Annotated in this window: 16 protein-coding genes; 11 read left to right on the top strand and 5 right to left on the bottom strand. The window is 38.9% G+C overall.

All coding sequences use genetic code 11. The features are described from left to right. Window positions 1-57 precede the first annotated feature (57 nt). Window positions 58-690: a hypothetical protein gene (locus KNQ97_RS04425; RefSeq protein WP_001149998.1), complete on the top strand. Its 633-nt coding sequence runs from the start codon at window positions 58-60 to the stop codon at window positions 688-690. Window positions 691-725: 35 nt separating this feature from the next. Here the strand turns inward: KNQ97_RS04425 and KNQ97_RS04420 are convergent, their stop codons facing one another. Next, window positions 726-2,189 (bottom strand): CYTH and CHAD domain-containing protein, encoded by a 1,464-nt coding sequence (locus KNQ97_RS04420; protein ID WP_253611922.1) that lies wholly within the window; start codon window positions 2,187-2,189, stop codon window positions 726-728. A 165-nt stretch (window positions 2,190-2,354) separates the two neighbouring features. Between KNQ97_RS04420 and KNQ97_RS04415 the strand changes: the two genes are divergently transcribed. From KNQ97_RS04415 to rapA, 6 genes are all read left to right on the top strand, one after another. Then, window positions 2,355-2,738 carry a DUF962 domain-containing protein gene (locus KNQ97_RS04415; RefSeq protein WP_086321423.1) on the top strand — a complete coding sequence of 128 codons (384 nt, stop codon included), beginning with the start codon at window positions 2,355-2,357 and terminating at the stop codon, window positions 2,736-2,738. A gap of 115 nt (window positions 2,739-2,853) precedes the next feature. Beyond that, window positions 2,854-3,465 carry a thiamine phosphate synthase gene (thiE, locus tag KNQ97_RS04410; protein WP_001214807.1) on the top strand — a complete coding sequence of 204 codons (612 nt, stop codon included), beginning with the start codon at window positions 2,854-2,856 and terminating at the stop codon, window positions 3,463-3,465. A gap of 42 nt (window positions 3,466-3,507) precedes the next feature. Further along, complete coding sequence (gene hemL / locus KNQ97_RS04405) at window positions 3,508-4,806, top strand: glutamate-1-semialdehyde 2,1-aminomutase (protein ID WP_000059226.1); 1,299 nt, start codon at window positions 3,508-3,510, stop codon at window positions 4,804-4,806. Window positions 4,807-4,867: 61 nt separating this feature from the next. After that, a complete protein-coding gene (locus tag KNQ97_RS04400) occupies window positions 4,868-5,572 on the top strand; it encodes an acyl carrier protein (RefSeq protein ID WP_253611921.1) in 705 nt (234 codons plus the stop codon). Between the two features lie 132 nt (window positions 5,573-5,704). Continuing rightward, window positions 5,705-6,343 carry an RluA family pseudouridine synthase gene (locus tag KNQ97_RS04395; protein ID WP_001279315.1) on the top strand — a complete coding sequence of 213 codons (639 nt, stop codon included), beginning with the start codon at window positions 5,705-5,707 and terminating at the stop codon, window positions 6,341-6,343. 144 nt (window positions 6,344-6,487) lie between these two features. Beyond that, window positions 6,488-9,325, top strand: a complete 2,838-nt coding sequence (gene rapA, locus KNQ97_RS04390) for an RNA polymerase-associated protein RapA (protein WP_025467756.1) — start codon at window positions 6,488-6,490, stop codon at window positions 9,323-9,325. A gap of 56 nt (window positions 9,326-9,381) precedes the next feature. Here rapA and KNQ97_RS04385 read toward each other — a convergent pair whose 3' ends face one another. Then, complete coding sequence (locus tag KNQ97_RS04385) at window positions 9,382-10,398, bottom strand: AI-2E family transporter (protein ID WP_001191208.1); 1,017 nt, start codon at window positions 10,396-10,398, stop codon at window positions 9,382-9,384. Between the two features lie 166 nt (window positions 10,399-10,564). Then, complete coding sequence (gene fabR, locus KNQ97_RS04380) at window positions 10,565-11,260, bottom strand: HTH-type transcriptional repressor FabR (protein WP_021511048.1); 696 nt, start codon at window positions 11,258-11,260, stop codon at window positions 10,565-10,567. Window positions 11,261-11,400: 140 nt separating this feature from the next. On the opposite strand from fabR, the gene KNQ97_RS04375 reads away from it, so the two are divergent. Together KNQ97_RS04375 and KNQ97_RS04370 are read left to right on the top strand one after the other, a co-directional pair. Then, a complete protein-coding gene (locus KNQ97_RS04375; protein ID WP_103236176.1) occupies window positions 11,401-12,471 on the top strand; it encodes a ferredoxin reductase in 1,071 nt (356 codons plus the stop codon). Window positions 12,472-12,483: 12 nt separating this feature from the next. Next, window positions 12,484-13,578 (top strand): acyl-CoA desaturase, encoded by a 1,095-nt coding sequence (locus KNQ97_RS04370; protein WP_001057073.1) that lies wholly within the window; start codon window positions 12,484-12,486, stop codon window positions 13,576-13,578. Between the two features lie 32 nt (window positions 13,579-13,610). On the opposite strand, the gene KNQ97_RS04365 is transcribed toward KNQ97_RS04370, so the two are convergent. Further along, entirely contained in the window at window positions 13,611-14,075 is a 465-nt protein-coding gene (locus tag KNQ97_RS04365; RefSeq protein WP_000246244.1) for a hotdog fold domain-containing protein, read from the bottom strand. Window positions 14,076-14,196: 121 nt separating this feature from the next. Between KNQ97_RS04365 and KNQ97_RS04360 the strand changes: the two genes are divergently transcribed. Next, a complete protein-coding gene (locus KNQ97_RS04360) occupies window positions 14,197-14,829 on the top strand; it encodes a TetR/AcrR family transcriptional regulator (RefSeq protein ID WP_031987760.1) in 633 nt (210 codons plus the stop codon). 54 nt (window positions 14,830-14,883) lie between these two features. Here the strand turns inward: KNQ97_RS04360 and KNQ97_RS04355 are convergent, their stop codons facing one another. After that, complete coding sequence (locus KNQ97_RS04355; protein ID WP_075400021.1) at window positions 14,884-15,585, bottom strand: SIMPL domain-containing protein; 702 nt, start codon at window positions 15,583-15,585, stop codon at window positions 14,884-14,886. Between the two features lie 467 nt (window positions 15,586-16,052). Here KNQ97_RS04355 and KNQ97_RS04350 point away from each other — a divergent pair, with 467 nt between their 5' ends. Next, a complete protein-coding gene (locus KNQ97_RS04350) occupies window positions 16,053-17,426 on the top strand; it encodes a diaminobutyrate--2-oxoglutarate transaminase (protein ID WP_000117540.1) in 1,374 nt (457 codons plus the stop codon). Window position 17,427: the final 1 nt, after the last annotated feature.

Below are 17,427 nucleotides of genomic sequence, written 5' to 3'. Positions count from 1 at the left end.
GCGGAAACAAAACCTTTGCCTTAGTCTGTAAATAGCCTAAGTATTGGGAGTTATAATATGCAAGATGCAATTGCCGTTCAAAGTCTAAAAACAGACATTGCTTTATTACGCCAGCATATTTTTCCACCCCAATATTTGGAGCATGTAGAAGGGCTGCCAATTTATTATGGTTTGCAAGAAGAAGTCTTGGCCTATTACCAACAATGGAAAGATTTAATAGAAAGGGCACAAGAGCTTTTTCAACCTTTTATGGAAGATGAATTACCAGATGCAATTCATTTACCAAGCCATCTAAACTTACCCTTATTCTTTTTTCATGTAGACCGAATCCGGATTAATAAAACACGCGCAAAAGAATCAAAAACTTTCCGAGGTGTTGCAAGTCTTATTGAAAAATGTGGGCAGTTTGAAACAGATCAGATATTTACCATGCAAGAATGGTTGCAGAGTGATGACACCGCAGCGCTAGTTGCACACCGTGAATTTATTGACTTACGGACGTATGTATTCCAGCATGGTCAAAGTGAATATACGCGTTCACGGTTTTATACCAATGGTATTGTGTTAGGGGTAGAGCCACACTTTAAACTCGTCGATGCTCGTGATAAGCCAAGAAAACAGCGTAGTGATAGCTATAGCGATCCATTAGCAGATAACGGTGTATGGAAAGTATTTGGTAAATATAGATAAAAAGTCGCGGCATATTTGCCGCGACTTCAAGATTCTTACCAAAATGTTTTTGCCTGTTTAAATTTTTGCAAAGCTTCGGCAGATTGATTTTGTAAATAAGGTTGTTTGGCTTTAACCCATCCTAATGCAAACCAAAAATGTGGGTCGTGTTCAACCGCTTTATTAAATAGATCTTCGGCAATAAATAAGTCGTTATAAAGTCCTAAAGTATTTTGCACAGGCTGTAATTGTTTTAAAAACTGCTGAACATTTTTACGAGGATATAAGCTCGATATAAACTCAATACAGTAACGAAGCTGTTTGGCTTTCTTGCGCGTTCTGTGCTGTTCGGTGACTTCAATCTCAGTGAAATGATCGGCATTACTCACCACTTGATGATGTAACTTATCTAAGCTTTTTCCTATCTGTTTTTTCAATTTTCCTTTGGCATTTTGATTGTCTTCTTCTGAATAGGCAAATGCTAATAAGGCAAGTATAAGCTTAATGGTGTCTGCTGATTTAAACAGTGTGGCAAGGTCTTTTAATGGCTGTTCAGAGATCGGAAGTAAAAGCTCAGGTGAACCATGCTGCACAATCATAGGTAAAATTTCGGTACGAATAGCATCTTCATCTCGCGTGTCCCCAAGCTGACGGAACAGTTCGGCAATTTGCTCTTCCCACACAGGGTTTAACTCGTCTGACCATGCTGAAAAATGTTTTAGTGCACTACGTAAACGGCGTAAGCTTACGCGTGCCTGATGAATGTGCTCAGCCTCGGCAACTCCATCGGCAATTGCGGCCATGTTAGGCAAGAATTGTCCCAAACAGTTTTCTACAATCTTTTTGAGTGCCTGTTCTGCTGAAATGTTTTTATCTAAGTTCAGTTTTTTTGCGTGAACAGCCGGTGAAGTAGCTTGCCCCAATGCGAGTAAATTACCGCGCTCGGCTTTACTTCTAACATCGAGCCAAAGTTCATAACGATTAATCCATTGCTGAGCAAATTGAATAAGTGTTTTAACTGCACCTTGTTTAAGTTCGAACTCAACTTCGCAAATTTTGCTTTGTGCTGTTGCTGTTTTTACGACGCCGTCATCGAGACAGACTTCAATTGCCGTGTCATCTGCTTCAAAAACATGATAGGTACGTTGTACATCAGTCTCAAACTGTAAGCTTAGCTTTTCGACTTCAGAGCCTAAAGCTTGAGTAATCAAATCTGTGACGGCTTTATTGTCTTTATATAACTCAAGGTTTAAGTCAGGTTCTTGATCGCATTTTCCTAAAAAAACTTCTTCTTCGACACGATGTAAATGACTTTGGCCGGCAGCCTTAAAGGTTTGTACCCACAGATCATTTTCTTTACGTAAGCGTAAGGCCATACCATTTTTTGCAAGTAGGCGGTCTGGCGTATCGTAATACTTGGCCTGTAAATGAATATGCTGTGCTTTATGTTTTTTTAAATATTGCTGGACGGTCTTTTTCTTCGATTCAGGTAACTGAAACTTAAGCTCAACTTCAACCATAACAGATCTCCCTGAATCAGGTATTTAAACTATCTTGAATAAGTATAATAGCTTAGCGCTAAAAATAATGTTTTTGATAGAGAAAGTTACAATCAAACATATGACGCTACACTTTTATTTAGGTGTACAATCAGGTGATGTTTTGATCAAATAAAAATCAGGAAGATGATCGTGAATGCACCCGTAAATTTTAATCATGAAACTCAGCCAGAGTTTGAATTACCTATTAAAAACTATCAGGAATTTTATCGTTTTTATTTAACTGAACACCGTAACATTATGAGTAGGCGCTTACATGCGGTGGGCAGTAGCATTGGTCTATACTTTTTTTTAAAAGCTATTCGTAAGAAACAGGCCAAATACGCACTCTATGGTTTAGTTTCTGGCTATGCATGTGCATGGGTTGGACATTTTATGTTTGAGAAAAATAAACCTGCGAGCTTTAAACAGCCACTTTATAGCTTTATTTCTGATTGGCGAATGCTCTCTGATGTTGCGACTGGTCGATTAAGTTTAATTGATCGCAAGCACGATAAAATTCCGAGTTAATTTTTATTTCTATTCTTAATACACCGATTGGTACTGGTAAGCCTATATCAATCGGTACTTATGATGACTTATAAATCCGTTATACTAGCGAAGTTTTTAAAAGCGAGAGTAGAGTATGCGCGGTTTATATCTCATTACCAATGATGACCCAATCCAATTATTATTAGAAAAATTAGACGCCGCACTCGCAACCCGTCAAATCGCAATTTTACAGTACCGCCGTAAAAAAGTAGACAAAGCCGACCAGCCTGCTGAAGTCGAACAGATCAAACAGTTATGTGAAAAATATCAGGTTCCTTTTGTCATTAATGATGACCTAAAACTGGCTGCTCAGTTTGGTTTAGGTGTGCATTTAGGTCAGAGCGATGGTGAAATCACTGATGCAAAATCGCAGTTACCAGAAGGTGTCATTATTGGCCGTACTTGCTTAAACTCTTTAGAGCTTGCTCAAAAAGCAATTGCCGATGGCGCAACTTATGTTGCCTTTGGTGCGGTTTATGCAACTGCCACTAAACCGGAAGCTGGCAATGTAGGTATAGAAGTGATTAAGCAAGCAGCAGCTCAATATGATTTACCTATTTGTGCAATTGGTGGTTTGACTGTTGAAAATTCAAAACCTGTGATTGAGGCCGGAGCTGACCTCTGTGCAGTCATTAGTGATATATTAGGTCGATCAACTGCTGAAATTCCTGCCCGTGTACAAGCGTGGGCACAATTATTTTCTTAAGCTTTCAAAATTATTTTTTAGATATTTAAGACGAGCATTTCCATGAGTTTATCTCCAAAGCAAGAACAGTTATTTAAACAAGCCAGCAAACACATTCCAGGTGGTGTGAACTCTCCGGTACGTGCCTTTAATGGCGTTGGAGGCACACCGGTTTTCATTGAGAAAGCCAAAGGTGCGTATTTGTGGGATGTAGATGGTAAGCGCTATGTAGATTATGTTGGCTCTTGGGGACCAATGATTTTGGGCCATGCTCATCCGGATATTATTAAGGCTGTGCAAACAGCAGCAGAAGATGGCTTAAGTTTTGGTGCACCAACCGTACACGAAACAACGTTGGCAGATATTATTTGTGAAATCATGCCATCTATTGAATTGGTACGTATGACCAACTCTGGTACAGAAGCGACCATGACTGCTATTCGTTTAGCACGTGGGTATACTGGCCGTGACAAAATCGTGAAGTTTGAAGGTTGTTACCACGGACACTCTGACTCATTGTTAGTAAAAGCAGGTTCTGGTTTATTAACTAAAGGTGAGGGCGAACCAACATCAAAAGGTGTACCAGCTGATTTCGCTAAACACACTTTAACACTGCCATATAACGATATTGCAGCATTAAAAGAATGCTTTGCTAAATTTGGTCATGAAATTGCAGGCGTCATTATTGAACCTGTCGCAGGTAACATGAATATGGTGAAACCAATTGAAGGTTTCTTACAAGCGATTCGTGATGTGTGTGATGAATACAAATCTGTATTTATTATTGACGAAGTAATGACAGGTTTCCGCGTTGCTTTAGGTGGTGCTCAGTCAGTTTATAACGTTAAACCTGACTTAACGACTTTGGGTAAAATTATTGGTGCGGGCTTACCTGTAGGTGCCTTTGGCGGTAAGCGTGAAATCATGGAGTGCATCGCACCTTTAGGTGGTGTGTACCAAGCGGGGACTTTATCTGGTAACCCACTTGCTATGCGTGCTGGTATTGAAATGTTTAAACATTTACGTCAACCGGACTTTTACAGCAAGTTATCTGCTCAACTTGAAAAGTTACTTGCAGGTTTACAAGCAGCAGCAGATGAAGCGGGTATTCCATTTAAAACTCAGCAAGCTGGCGCAATGTTTGGGCTTTACTTTACTGACCAAGAAGACATCACAAGCTTTGACTCAATGTTGGCATGTGATATTGAAGCTTTCAAAAAGTTCTTCCATGGCATGTTAAAGCGTGGCGTAAACTTGGCACCGTCAGCATTTGAAGCAGGCTTTATTTCATCTGCTCATTCTGATGAAGATATCGAATTTACCATTCAGGCTGCAAAAGAAACCTTCGCCGAAATGAAGTAAGCAAAAAGGCCCGTTTTAAACGGGCTTTTTAATTTGAGCTATTTTTTATTTGTAGAGAACAATGTTTTATCCCTTACCTCGAAAAATCCAGTTAGCCGCAAGTACTTCAAATTGGCCTATTGAATCTACTCAAAGCATATTGCTCCTAGTCGGGCTAGATGATCTTGAAAATATATCTGATTGGGCGCATCAGCCATTAGCCGATCATTTAGAAATACTAAGTAAAAGAGCACAAGCACTCGAAATTCCGGTCATGATGATTCAGTCATCTCAACTTCAACAGGCCATGTTACAGCTTGGGCAGCACTTGTCATCAAACACTCAGGCACAGGTAATTATGGCGGGGAATTTATCACCGCTATTTAAGCAAGTCATGCAGCTTGTTTTATCCATTACCGATTATGTAGCTGTTGTAAATGATGCAATCTTGGCGAGTAGTTTAGAGCAGCATATACAATGGATTGAAAAAATAAGTTTTGACCATATTCAACATATAAACACGCAGACTTTAATGCGCTTATGGTCTTTAAGTGCACCGTCGTCACAGGTGTTGTCCGATAAAGGAATTTTATTGGCAGTTGCTGAACAGGTAGGGCGACATCCAATGGAAATTCATCCCGAAATAGATTTAAGAAACTATGGTCTAGACGCTTCGGGAGTCAATTATTTGGTGGAATTATGGCGTGCTAATGGTGCGAGCCTAACTGTTGATGAGTTGATGCAAACTCCTACATTGCAACATATTATGCAGTTATTGAAGCGCTAATCGGCTTTAGCCGTAATGTGATTCATAATATTTGCAAATTCTGTCGTTAATTTACCCGAACGGCATTGTAATTCGGACGTAAGCTTTTTATTATTGCCCGCTTGTTTTTCATCTTGCCTTGGGAATACAACTTTGAGTGATTTTCTAAGTGAACATCTGATCTATCGTGATGATGATTTTATGGTGATTCATAAACCTTCGGACATCTTGAGTGTGCCAGGGAAAGGTGATTTACATGACAGCGTTTTGACAAGACTGGTGGCAATAGAACCACGAACTTTGCTCATTCACCGCCTTGACCGTGATACTTCGGGTATTTTGGTTTTTGGGTTATCTAAGCGTGGACAGAGTGCGATTGCACGCCAATTTCAAGACCGTCAAACTTCGAAAATATATGAAGCGCTAGTTGCTGGTCATTTAGAGGGTGAAGGGACAGTTGATATCCCTGTCGTCTATGACCCGAGTCGACCACCTTTACATATTGTCGATGCTTCTCATAACAAACCTGCTTTAACACATTGGCAGGCAATTGAACATTTCCAGATTCAAGGACAACCGGTTACGCGTGTCAAATTAACACCGATTACCGGTCGTTCTCATCAACTCCGTGTACACATGCAATATCTGGGACATCCAATTGTAGGTGATACATTGTATGCAACACCGGAACAATTACTTGTTCCTCGTCTGTGCTTGCATGCTAAACAGTTAAGCTTTAATCATCCTGTCACAGGGGAATCATTAACTTTTAACTGTCCTGTACCGTTTTAATGTAAAAACTTTCGATGAGTAATTTTTGTAGCGAAACAATTTAATTGGTTTTTGCTGCAAAATTTTGCTTTAAAGACTACATAAAAAGATGCAAAAATAAGCTACTTTGCATCGTACAATATGTAGTGCGAACTTGAGAAAAAGGTGGAAAAATTGCAGCAGTATGCTATTGGTCAACGTTGGCTATCAGATACAGAGACTGAGCTCGGTTTAGGCGTTCTTATTGATGTAGATGAAAGATCTGTCAGCATTTTATTCCCCAAAAGTGATGAAACGCGTGTTTATGCACGCAACAATGCACCGCTTTCTCGCATCATCTTTAACACAAATGATGAGGTTCAAGACCAAGAAGGTCAGAAGTGGATTGTTGAGTCGGTTGAAGACCGTCATGGTGTTTTGCGTTATAACGTGGTTCGTACTTTAGAAAATGGCGAGCAAGAACGTAAAGCGCTAAACGAAACACGTATTGGTGCACAAATTCAATTATCAAAACCTTTAGATCGTTTGCTGGCAAGCCAGATTGATTATAAAGAGTGGTATGACCTACGCATTGAAGCAATGCTGATGCAGGCGCAAATGCAAACCAGCCCATTACGCGGCTTGGTTGGGGCGCGTGTAGGTTTAATTCCGCATCAGCTCTATATTGCACATGAAGTCGGTAAACGTTTCGCACCGCGTGTTTTACTTGCTGATGAAGTAGGTTTAGGTAAAACAATTGAAGCTGGTTTAATTATCCACCAACAGCTTAAAACCGGCCGTTCTGAACGTATCCTGATTTTAGTCCCTGATTCTCTTCAGTATCAGTGGATGATTGAAATGCGACGCCGTTTCAATTTGCAATTTTCTCTGTTTGATTTAACCCGTACTGCATCTATCAAAGAACATGATCCAGAACTTAACCCGTTCTTAACTGAGCAATGCATTATTGCCAGCGTCGACTTGATGGTGGACCATGACGATTTGCGTGAGCAAGCATTAGAAGCTGGTTTCGATTTACTCGTCGTCGATGAAGCACATCACTTGATGTGGAGCGAAGAAGAGGGTGGTAACGATCGTTACGACTTGGTTGAAGAGCTTGCTGAAAATACGGCAGGTGTATTGTTGCTTACTGCAACGCCTGAACAGCTGGGTGTGGAAAGTCACTTTGCGCGTTTACGTTTGTTAGATCCACAGCGCTTTAGCAGTTTAGAGCGTTTCTTGGATGAAGAAGCTCAATATCAGCAAACTGCGCAAGTTGCAGAAGTGCTTATGTCGGATGAGCCTTTAACTCAAGAGCATTTATCTGCTTTAGAAGGTTTGTTAGGTCATTCAATTGAAGACCAACCTGAGCAACGTTTCAGAGCGATTCATGAGTTGTTAGACCGTCACGGTACAGGTCGTATTTTATTCCGTAATACGCGTGAAGCGATTCAAGGCTTCCCTGGCCGTGATTGCCAACCTGCGCCTTTACCTGCGCCAGCAGATTGGTCAAAAGACGGTAAATTACGCGAACAAATGTGGCCAGAAGAAGCACAAATTGATGGCTCATGGATGCAAAATGATCCGCGTGTACCGTGGTTAATGGAAATTCTACGTAAAGAACTTAAGCATAAAAAAGTTCTTTTAATTGCCCGTAGTGGTCCTGTTGTCGAGTCTTTAGAAAGTGCGCTTCGTTTGCATGCAGGTATTCGTACAGCCATGTTCCATGAAGGTATGAGTTTGCTTGAGCGTGACCAAGCGGCTGCTTACTTTGCAGAAGAAAGCTACGGTGCTCAAATCTTACTTTGTTCAGAAATTGGTTCAGAAGGCCGTAACTTCCAGTTTGCGAGTGATTTAATTTTATTTGATTTGCCTGCAAACCCTGACGTTTTAGAACAACGTATTGGTCGTTTAGACCGTATTGGTCAAGAAAACCGTATCCAGATTCATGTACCGTATTTAATGGGCACCGCTCAAGAGCGTATGTTCCGTTGGTATAATGAAGCATTAAATATTTTCAGCAATATTTCTCCAACGGCTCAAACGCTACAAGAAAACTTTATTGTTGAATTAAAAGATTGCTTGCTTGCCGACCAAGGTCAAACATTTGAAGATTTACTTGAAGAAGTTAATGTTCAACGCCAAGCTTTAGAAGCAGAGTTACAAGCTGGTCGAGATCGTCTGCTTGAGTACAATTCATGCCGTCCTATCGTTGCACAAGAAATTGTTCAAGCGTTAGAAGACTATGATGACAACACAACGCTGCCTATGTTTGTGAAGCGTTTCATGTCTTCAACTAATATTGACTTTGATGAGCAAAGTAACGGTACAGTCATTATTCGTCCAACCGACCAGATGCAAGTGCAAGGTTTGGCATTAGACGAAGAAGGTATGACTGCGACTTTCTATCGTGACCAAGCGCAAATGCGTGAAGACGCTCAGTATCTAACTTTGGAACATCCGTTTATTGAAAGTGTCATGGAAATGATCCGCACACAATCATTTGGTAGTACCAATGTTGCTGTGCTTAAGTCCAATGCATTAAAGCAAGGTTCGGTTTTACTTGAAGTCTGGTTTAAAGTTGATGTGGTGGCACCAAAATCCTTGAACTTGCCATCAAGCTTACCAAAACAACTTATTCGCGTATTGTTAAGTGAGAATGGTCAGGACTTATCTGAAAAGATTGATCCAACCATTTTAAAACCTTATTTGCATCACTTAGATGGCAATAGTTGCCGCCAAGTGGTTAAAGCCCGCCGTGAAGTGATTGAAGAGCGTTATAAACAAGCGCTTGATATTGCTAAAGAAGGTTTACCTCAGCTTCAACAGCAGGCAAAAGAGCATTATGGTAATAAATGGCAATATGAGATTGATCGTTTAACTTACTTAAAACAGTTCAACCCGAGCATTCGCCAAGACGAAATTGAGCGCTTACAGAAGTTGCAAAAAGAAGGTTTAAGCTTGCTTGATGGCTTAACCGTAACACCTGAAGCGATTCAAGTGCTTGTAGTAGTTAAACCATAAGCAATAAGTAATAAAAAAGCGCCACACAGGCGCTTTTTTTATTGAGTAAATTTAAGTTAAATCAATCTGGCATCTTTTAATTCTAGTTTTAAATAAGCATAGAAAATCGGTGCTGCAATTAAGCCACTTAAGCCAAAGATTGACTCGAAAATTAACATGGCCAATAAAATTTCCCATGCATTGGCATTAATTTTATGACCAATAATTTTGGCATTAATAAAGTATTCTAACTTGTGAACTAATACGAGGTAGAGTAGAGCAACACCTGCTAGACCGAGTGAAATTGTAAGAGCCGCAATAAAAGTTAAAGTATTTGAAATTAAATTCCCTAAAATTGGAATTAAGCCAAACATAAAGGTAAGAATGGTTAAGGTTTTGGCGAAAGGTAAGTGAACACCCCAGATCGGCAATAGTACAAAAGCAAATAATATAAAGAGTAGCGTATTAATCGCTGAAATTTTAATTTGTGCAAAAACTACATTTCTAAAAGAAATTGATAATTTTTGAATACGTTGGATCAGTAAGGATTTGAAAACAGGTTGGGGTGTACGTCGGTGAAAGCCGTGAATAGCAACCAATATACCGATAATAAGACCCATCACCATAGTCACTAGATTATGCAAAATATCGGAACTGGCATTTTTTAATGTAGTCACGTTATCTTTCATAAACGCGAATATTTCATCTTTCAGTTCTGTAACGCTATCTGGAATATAGCCCGGTAAATATTTCCCAATCTCCGCTTGTAAGTGCAGTAGTGTTTGGTCGACTTTACCGTTAATACTATGTAAACCGACTCCTTTTAAATCATAAACTACAAAGCTAATTAAACTTGTAATGAAAAAGGCAAGAAGAGAAATAGTAATAATACTTAATAAAATACTAATAAAAATGCGGGCTCTTTGACCATCAATATAACGTTCAACAATAGAGCTTAAACTAATAATAATTTCATAAATGAGAAAGCCTGCAAAAAAACTTGCTAAGAGATGCAAGGGGATAACCGAAAGCAAAAAAATGCCCATCAGAATATAGCTTGCAATCAGGCTTTGACGATTACTCAAACTTTGCATGTGAATCCCTGAATAACGTGGGGAAGTATTGATATGTATTGCTAGAATTATTTACTTATACTCTTGCATCTAAGCTGCTTCAATCTATGGTTTATATTTTTATTAATCAGCAGGCACAGGTGTATAAAAAATGGCTTGTAAAATCACAAACCATTTTATGTGGAATCTATCTTATTTTTGCTTCGTCTAGATGACGGGCACCTTCTAAAATCATTCTGATCATAACCATTGTTTGTTCTGCGACTTCCGCACGCTGATCAATAGGAAGGTCAATCACTTTGGCACCCATGTGAAAAACAAGTTGTGTAATTGCTTTTGCAACAAGTTCAGGATGGTATAGATGATTGTTATTGAGGCGTTCTAAGCGAATTAAATCTTCTTGTAGCTCTTGCTGAAAGAAGTTGAGCTGTCGATCTACAGCAGCTTTATAAGAAGCGGAACCTGTAAAACCTTCTCGCAACAATAAACTTAAATTACCTTCATCAGCATCCAGCTGTTGCAGAAAAATTTCTACAGAACTACGAATAATGCTGTCTTGCAAAGATGCACGAAGGCGAGCTTGACGAATAATTTTACGTAAAACGATACCGGCACGGTCAATGAGTGAAATAGCTAACTCATCAATATCTTTAAAGTGACGATAAAAACTGTTTGGGGCAATACCAGCTTCTCTTGCAACTTCTCGTAAGCTGAGTGAGGCAATACTTTTTTGTGGACCAATCAGGTTAAGAGCTGCCTGAAAAAGTTCTTCTTTCGTAATCGTCGCTTTTCTTCCAACAGAACGCGTTACTGTTTTTATTTCAATGACATCTTGTGATGAGGTTGTGTCATTTGGGCTCTGAGAAAGTGAGGTTTGGGTCATGTTTTTCAATATATTCATAAACTGTCTGGATTATAGCGTTAGACAGGGAACTTGTGAAATTGTAATTAAAAGTACGAGTGTATATACAAATATATATACATGTGTATAATAATTAAAAAAGAGCGACAGAGCCCTCAGTTATGCAAGCAATCGAAAAGAGAAATTCTCTATTCAATTCATTAACACAAGCTGTATTTGACAAAAATATGGCGAACTTCTGGCTACAAAAAATAAATCCTTTATGGTCTGTGCAGCATGGACTAGTTCAAATTGTAAAAAAAGAATTCGTAGCTCATGACACTGTGAGCCTGACATTAAAATGCAACCGCTTGGTGAAAATGGGCGCGGCAGGTCAACATCATCCAGTGATTGTTGAAATTGCGGGCCGTCGTTATGAACGTACTTATAGCTTGACGCAAATTGATGCAGAGCACTTACGTTTAACAGTTAAAAAAGTTGCTGATGGTATTGTCAGTAACTGGTTTATTGCAGAAAGCAAAATTGGTGATGTTTTTGAGCTTGGGCAGCCTTATGGTGACATGCAACAAAACATTCAGACACCGAAATTAATTATGTTGGCTGCTGGTAGTGGTATTACACCAATGTTGAGCTTAATCACAGCAATTAAGCAAAGCCAACAGTTAGAAAAAACGCAGGTTCAGCTTTTATATTGGGTCAAACAACGTTCTGATGCTGCTTTTACAGAGTACTTTGAACAAGTGGCTGAACAAAACCCAAACTTTAGCTATCAGGTGTTTTACACACAAGAAACGCCAAATGATGAACGTTTAAATGCCGAACATCTTGCACTGGTTGAAGGTATTGAAAACAGCACAGTTTATGCATGTGGTCCATCGGGTTTTGTTTCAACTGTTGAACAGCTTTTTGAAAAAGCACTAACTGTACTTACTGAAGCATTTAGTTTAACTAATGAAAGTTCTGCGGATGACATTGGTTATGTGAATGTCACATTAACCCAGTCTAATAAAGTGATTGCAATTCCTAAAGGCCAATCCATTTTGGTCAGCCTTGAGCATGAAGGCCTTAAGCCGACACATGGCTGTCGTATGGGAATTTGTAATAAATGTGTTTGTAGTAAAACGCAAGGTTCTACACGTAATTTACTAAACGGTAGCCAAAATACGGAACCAAGCCAATTACTTAAAATTTGTGTGAACTCAGCACAATCCGATCTAGTTATTGATCTTTAAGAGAGAACTCTTATGAATATGCCAGTGAAAGTCGAATATTTTAAAAATCCTAAAAATCGAGATTTGACTCCAGCAGAACTTGAAGCATTTGCAAAAGAGCTTGATCAGATCAAACAAGAAGTATTGGATGATTTGGGTGAAAAAGACGCTAAATATATCCGCCGTGTCTATGCTGCTATTCGTTATAGTAGCTTTTTAGGCCGGGCTTGTTTATTTGCAGGTTGGTTCCCGCCAGCGTGGATTTTAGGTACGGGTTTATTAGGTTTCTCTAAAATTATGGAGAACATGGAGCTCGGCCATAATGTTATGCACGGTCAATATGACTGGATGAATGACCCGAAATTTAATGGTCAAACTTATGAATGGGATACTGTAGGTACCTCTGATAACTGGCGTCAAACCCATAACTATAAACATCATACTTATACCAATATTAAAGGTATTGATGATGACATTGGTTATGGCTTACTTCGCTTATTCCCTGAGCAACGTTGGAAGCCTGGGTTCTTATTGCAGCCTATTTACAGTATTCCATTTTGCTTATTGTTCCAGTGGGGCGTAGCAATTCAGAATCTTGAAATTGGGCGTGTACTTTACAAGCGTAAAACTAAGGCACAATTTTTAGAAGAGTTAAAACCAGTTAATAAAAAGATTGGCAAGCAACTCTTTAAAGATTATGTTTTCTTCCCTCTTATTGCAGGGCCGGCAGCATTACCAGTATTTACAGGTAACTTGGTCGCAAATGGTCTTCGTAATATCTGGACCTTTAGTATTATTTTCTGTGGTCATTTCACGAAAGATGCAGAAGTGTTTCCAAAATCTGTTTTACAAGAAGAAAGCCGTGGACACTGGTATATGCGCCAAATTCGTGGTTCTTCTAACTTAACAGGTTCAGAAGCATTCCATATTTTGTCTGGTCACTTAAGTCATCAAATTGAACATCACTTATTCCCAGATATTCCTGCTCGTCGTTATCGCCAAATGGCTCCAAAAGTTGAGGCGGTTTGTAAGAAATATGGCTTGAACTATAACAATGCCAGCTTTGTTAAGCAGTTTGGACAAGTGGTTGGACGTATTGTGAAATATGCGTTCCCATTTAAAAAATAAGATAAAAGAGCCCTGAGAATTCAGGGCTTTTTTTATTTCTTTTTAGAAATCCACATGGTAATTGTGGCATGAAATACTTTATCTTTGTGAGTGTCGTAAATATCTACGTTGACTAAATATTCTCCAGCTTTTTCCCAGTTATAATCAGCTTCCACTGGTGTAGCAATTGCAATTAAGTCTGTTTCAGCTTTTTTTAAATATTCAACAGTCATTCCTTTTGGAATCCAGCGATGGGTAGACGGGACAGTAACTTCTGTCATTGTTCCACCCGCCAGTTCAGCCATATTACACATCGCAATCGCATGGACTGTTCCAATGTGGTTAAGCACAGAACGCTTCTTCTTAATAGAAATTTCGCAATAATTCGGTTTTAACTCAATAAAAAGAGGGGAAATACTGCCGAAATAAGGTGCTTTTAAGCACAGCATACGAGAGAAAGTCCACTTGCCTTTAGGAAAAGCCGTTACTTTATTCCAGAGTTCTAATGTGGTTGCCATGATTTGACTTCCTTTAATTTTAAAAAATACAGAATATTATTCTGTTTAGGAATATAGTTCTGTTTACAAATATGCGTCAAGTCATTCAAAATATCTCCGATGACTGGTCAGAGAATACAAAATGGTATCTGCTCAAAATTTATTAGAACGCTTATATCCTGGAAGAAGAGCTGCTTTAAAACGACAAATATTATTAGATGCTTTAGATTGTTTTTTAGAGCAGGGCATTGAAACGACTAGAATTGAAATGATTCGTGCCAAATCAGAAAGTAGCGTTGGGGCGATTTATCATCATTTTAAAAATAAAGAGGGTATAGTTGCGGCCTTATTTTTTTCAGCTTTAGATGATCAAACAGCTCTGAGAGATGAATATTTAAAACAGTCCAAAACATTAAAAGATGTTGTAGAAGCTCTAATTTATAGTTATGTGGACTGGGTAAGTGAGCAACCGGAATTTGCAAAATTCTTAATTACTGCACGTTTTAACATTATAGAGGGGGAGGAACAGCAGCAACTTGCACAAAAAAATAAGAGTAGAAACCAAAAGATATTTAGCTTGATTTCAAACTTTGAAGAATTTAAAGCATTTAGTTTAATTCCACATGAACTTTTGCTTTCATTAGTGATTGGTTCTACAGAGAGCTATTGCCGTGCGTGGTTATCACAACGTGTAAAAGCTGACCCCAAAGACTATAGAGAAATTCTGGCAAAAGCAGCTTGGAATTCATTACAGGATTTGCGTTTAGAACATTAATAGCGAGCAATAAAAAACCGCATGAAGAATGCGGTTTTTAGATTGAAAAATGAATTATTTAAACTGGATTGAACCGTTTGCATTTACAGTAATTTTAGACTCACCAGCAGCCATGTCTTGAGCTGGTGCCGCTTCAGCAGTAGCGAACTTAGCTAGGCTGGCACGCATTACAGGTTGAGGAAAATAGTTATTCGTGTTCAGGTTTAGAGTGACCAAAGAATATTGGCTTTTATTCCATGCTTGAGTCAACATTTGCGCACGCTGTTGAAAGTTTTTAGACGCTTCTACCATCAATTCATTCTCAACTTTTTTACGTTGCTCATCTGAAACGCTAAAATTAATGGATTGAGTTTGAAAGCTTTGTTGTAACTCATTAATTAATTGGCTAGCAGCTTTGAAATCTTTACTTTCTAGACGAACTTCCGCGCGGCCACGCCATTCTTTTAATTTATTACTGTCATTGTCATAAATTGGATAAGTGCTTTGAGCACCAGTTTCCACTTTCACTTGTGGATATTTACGCGAAGTCGCGAGTGCTTGGTTCATTAACTGGTTAATTTGATTTGAAAGCTCTGCAGGCTGCTTATTGCTTTTTTCAATATATAAAGTTGCATGCATTTCATCGTTTGAAACTTGGCGAGAAGCTTCTGCTTGAACATTTACAATATTGTAGTGAAGGGCATTATCATCTTGGGCAAAAACCATAGGGCTGAGTACCGTACCAAGGAGAAGAGTAGATATTGCTAAAGTACGCATAAATTTATCCTTTAAAAATTAATATAAATTTAATTTTTTTCATTAAGAAATGTTAAACATAAGTTATGCATAACTTTTGCAGATTTTGTGGGGTATTTGTAATATTTAAATCAAGTTTTTTAATTTTTGGTAAGAATAAAATTCTTTAAAAATAAAAAGCTTAGAATTAAAGTGTTTCAATGTAACTTAAAAAATCACACGAATATAAAAAAAGAATATTTTCTTTAGGTTGTCACATAGTATGATGATAATTCATCATAACTATTGGGATAATACAATTTTTCAATAAGATTAGATGAGTAAAGTACACAAAAGACGTTTTTTTTCTTGCAAAATTAGGTATCATCGCGCTCCTAGTTACAAGATATAAAATATGTGTCTTCGCTAGTTCTATAAAGCACCGAGTCAAAGGACCAAAAGTCACCAGACTTATTTCTTTCTACCCTTATCAGAGATGGTAATCCGATATGAGCGTTACTTCTGTCAACCCTGCCACTAATGCTACCAACGAATATTATTTGACTCGCCAAAGTCAAATGGAATCGAATGTTCGTAGCTATCCACGTAAATTACCGTTAGCGATAGCGAAAGCACAAGGTTGCTGGGTTACTGATGTTGAAGGTACACAGTACCTTGATTGTTTAGCTGGGGCAGGTACATTGGCTTTAGGTCATAATCATCCTGCGGTGATTCAAAGTATTCAAGACACATTGGCAAGTGGTTTGCCATTGCATACTTTAGACTTAACCACACCTTTAAAAGATGCGTTTACTGAAGCGTTGTTAGCATATTTACCAGGTGGTAAAGAAGAATATTGCTTACAGTTCTGTGGTCCTTCTGGTGCAGATGCGACTGAGGCAGCAATTAAACTTGCTAAAACTTACACTGGCCGTAGCTCAGTGATCAGTTTCTCTGGTGGTTACCATGGTATGACTCATGGTTCACTTGCAATGACTGGTAACTTAAGTGCAAAAAATGCAGTGAATGGCTTAATGCCAGGCGTACAATTCATGCCATATCCGCATGAATATCGCTGCCCACTTGGTCTAGGTGGTGAAGCTGGTGTTGACGCTTTAACTTACTATTTCGAAAACTTTATTGAAGATGTTGAAAGCGGTGTAACTAAGCCTGCTGCTGTTATTCTTGAAGCAATTCAAGGTGAAGGCGGTGTTGTTACAGCTCCAGTAAAATGGTTGCAAAAAATCCGTGAAGTGACTGAAAAGCACAACATCGTTTTAATTTTAGACGAAGTTCAAGCAGGCTTTGCTCGTTCAGGCAAAATGTTTGCATTTGAACATGCCGGTATTGAACCTGATGTCGTTGTAATGTCTAAAGCAGTAGGTGGTGGTTTACCACTTGCAGTATTAGGTATTAAGCGTAAATTTGATGCTTGGCAGCCTGCTGGTCACACTGGTACTTTCCGTGGTAACCAACTTGCTATGGGTACAGGACTTGTTGTATTAGAAACGATCAAGGAACAAAACCTTGCTCAAAATGCACAAGAGCGTGGTGAATTCTTACAAGCTGAATTGAAAAAATTAGCTACTGAATTCCCATGTATCGGTAATGTACGTGGCCGCGGTTTAATGATTGGTGTTGAAATCGTTGACGAGCGTAAACCTGCTGACCGTATCGGTTCTCACCCTGCTGACTCTCAGTTAGCGGCTGCGATCCAGACTGCTTGCTTTAACAACAAGTTATTGCTTGAAAAAGGTGGTCGTAACGGTACAGTAATTCGTTTACTTTGCCCACTCATCATTACTCAAGAAGAGTGTGTAGAAGTAATTGCTCGCTTTAAGAAAGCAGTTGCAGAAGCATTGGTTGCAGTGCGAGGCGCGTAAG

The organism is Acinetobacter sp. UC24323 (assembly GCF_024151445.1).
Lineage (GTDB): Bacteria > Pseudomonadota > Gammaproteobacteria > Pseudomonadales > Moraxellaceae > Acinetobacter > Acinetobacter baumannii.
This window is presented reverse-complemented; position numbering and strand designations above follow the sequence as displayed.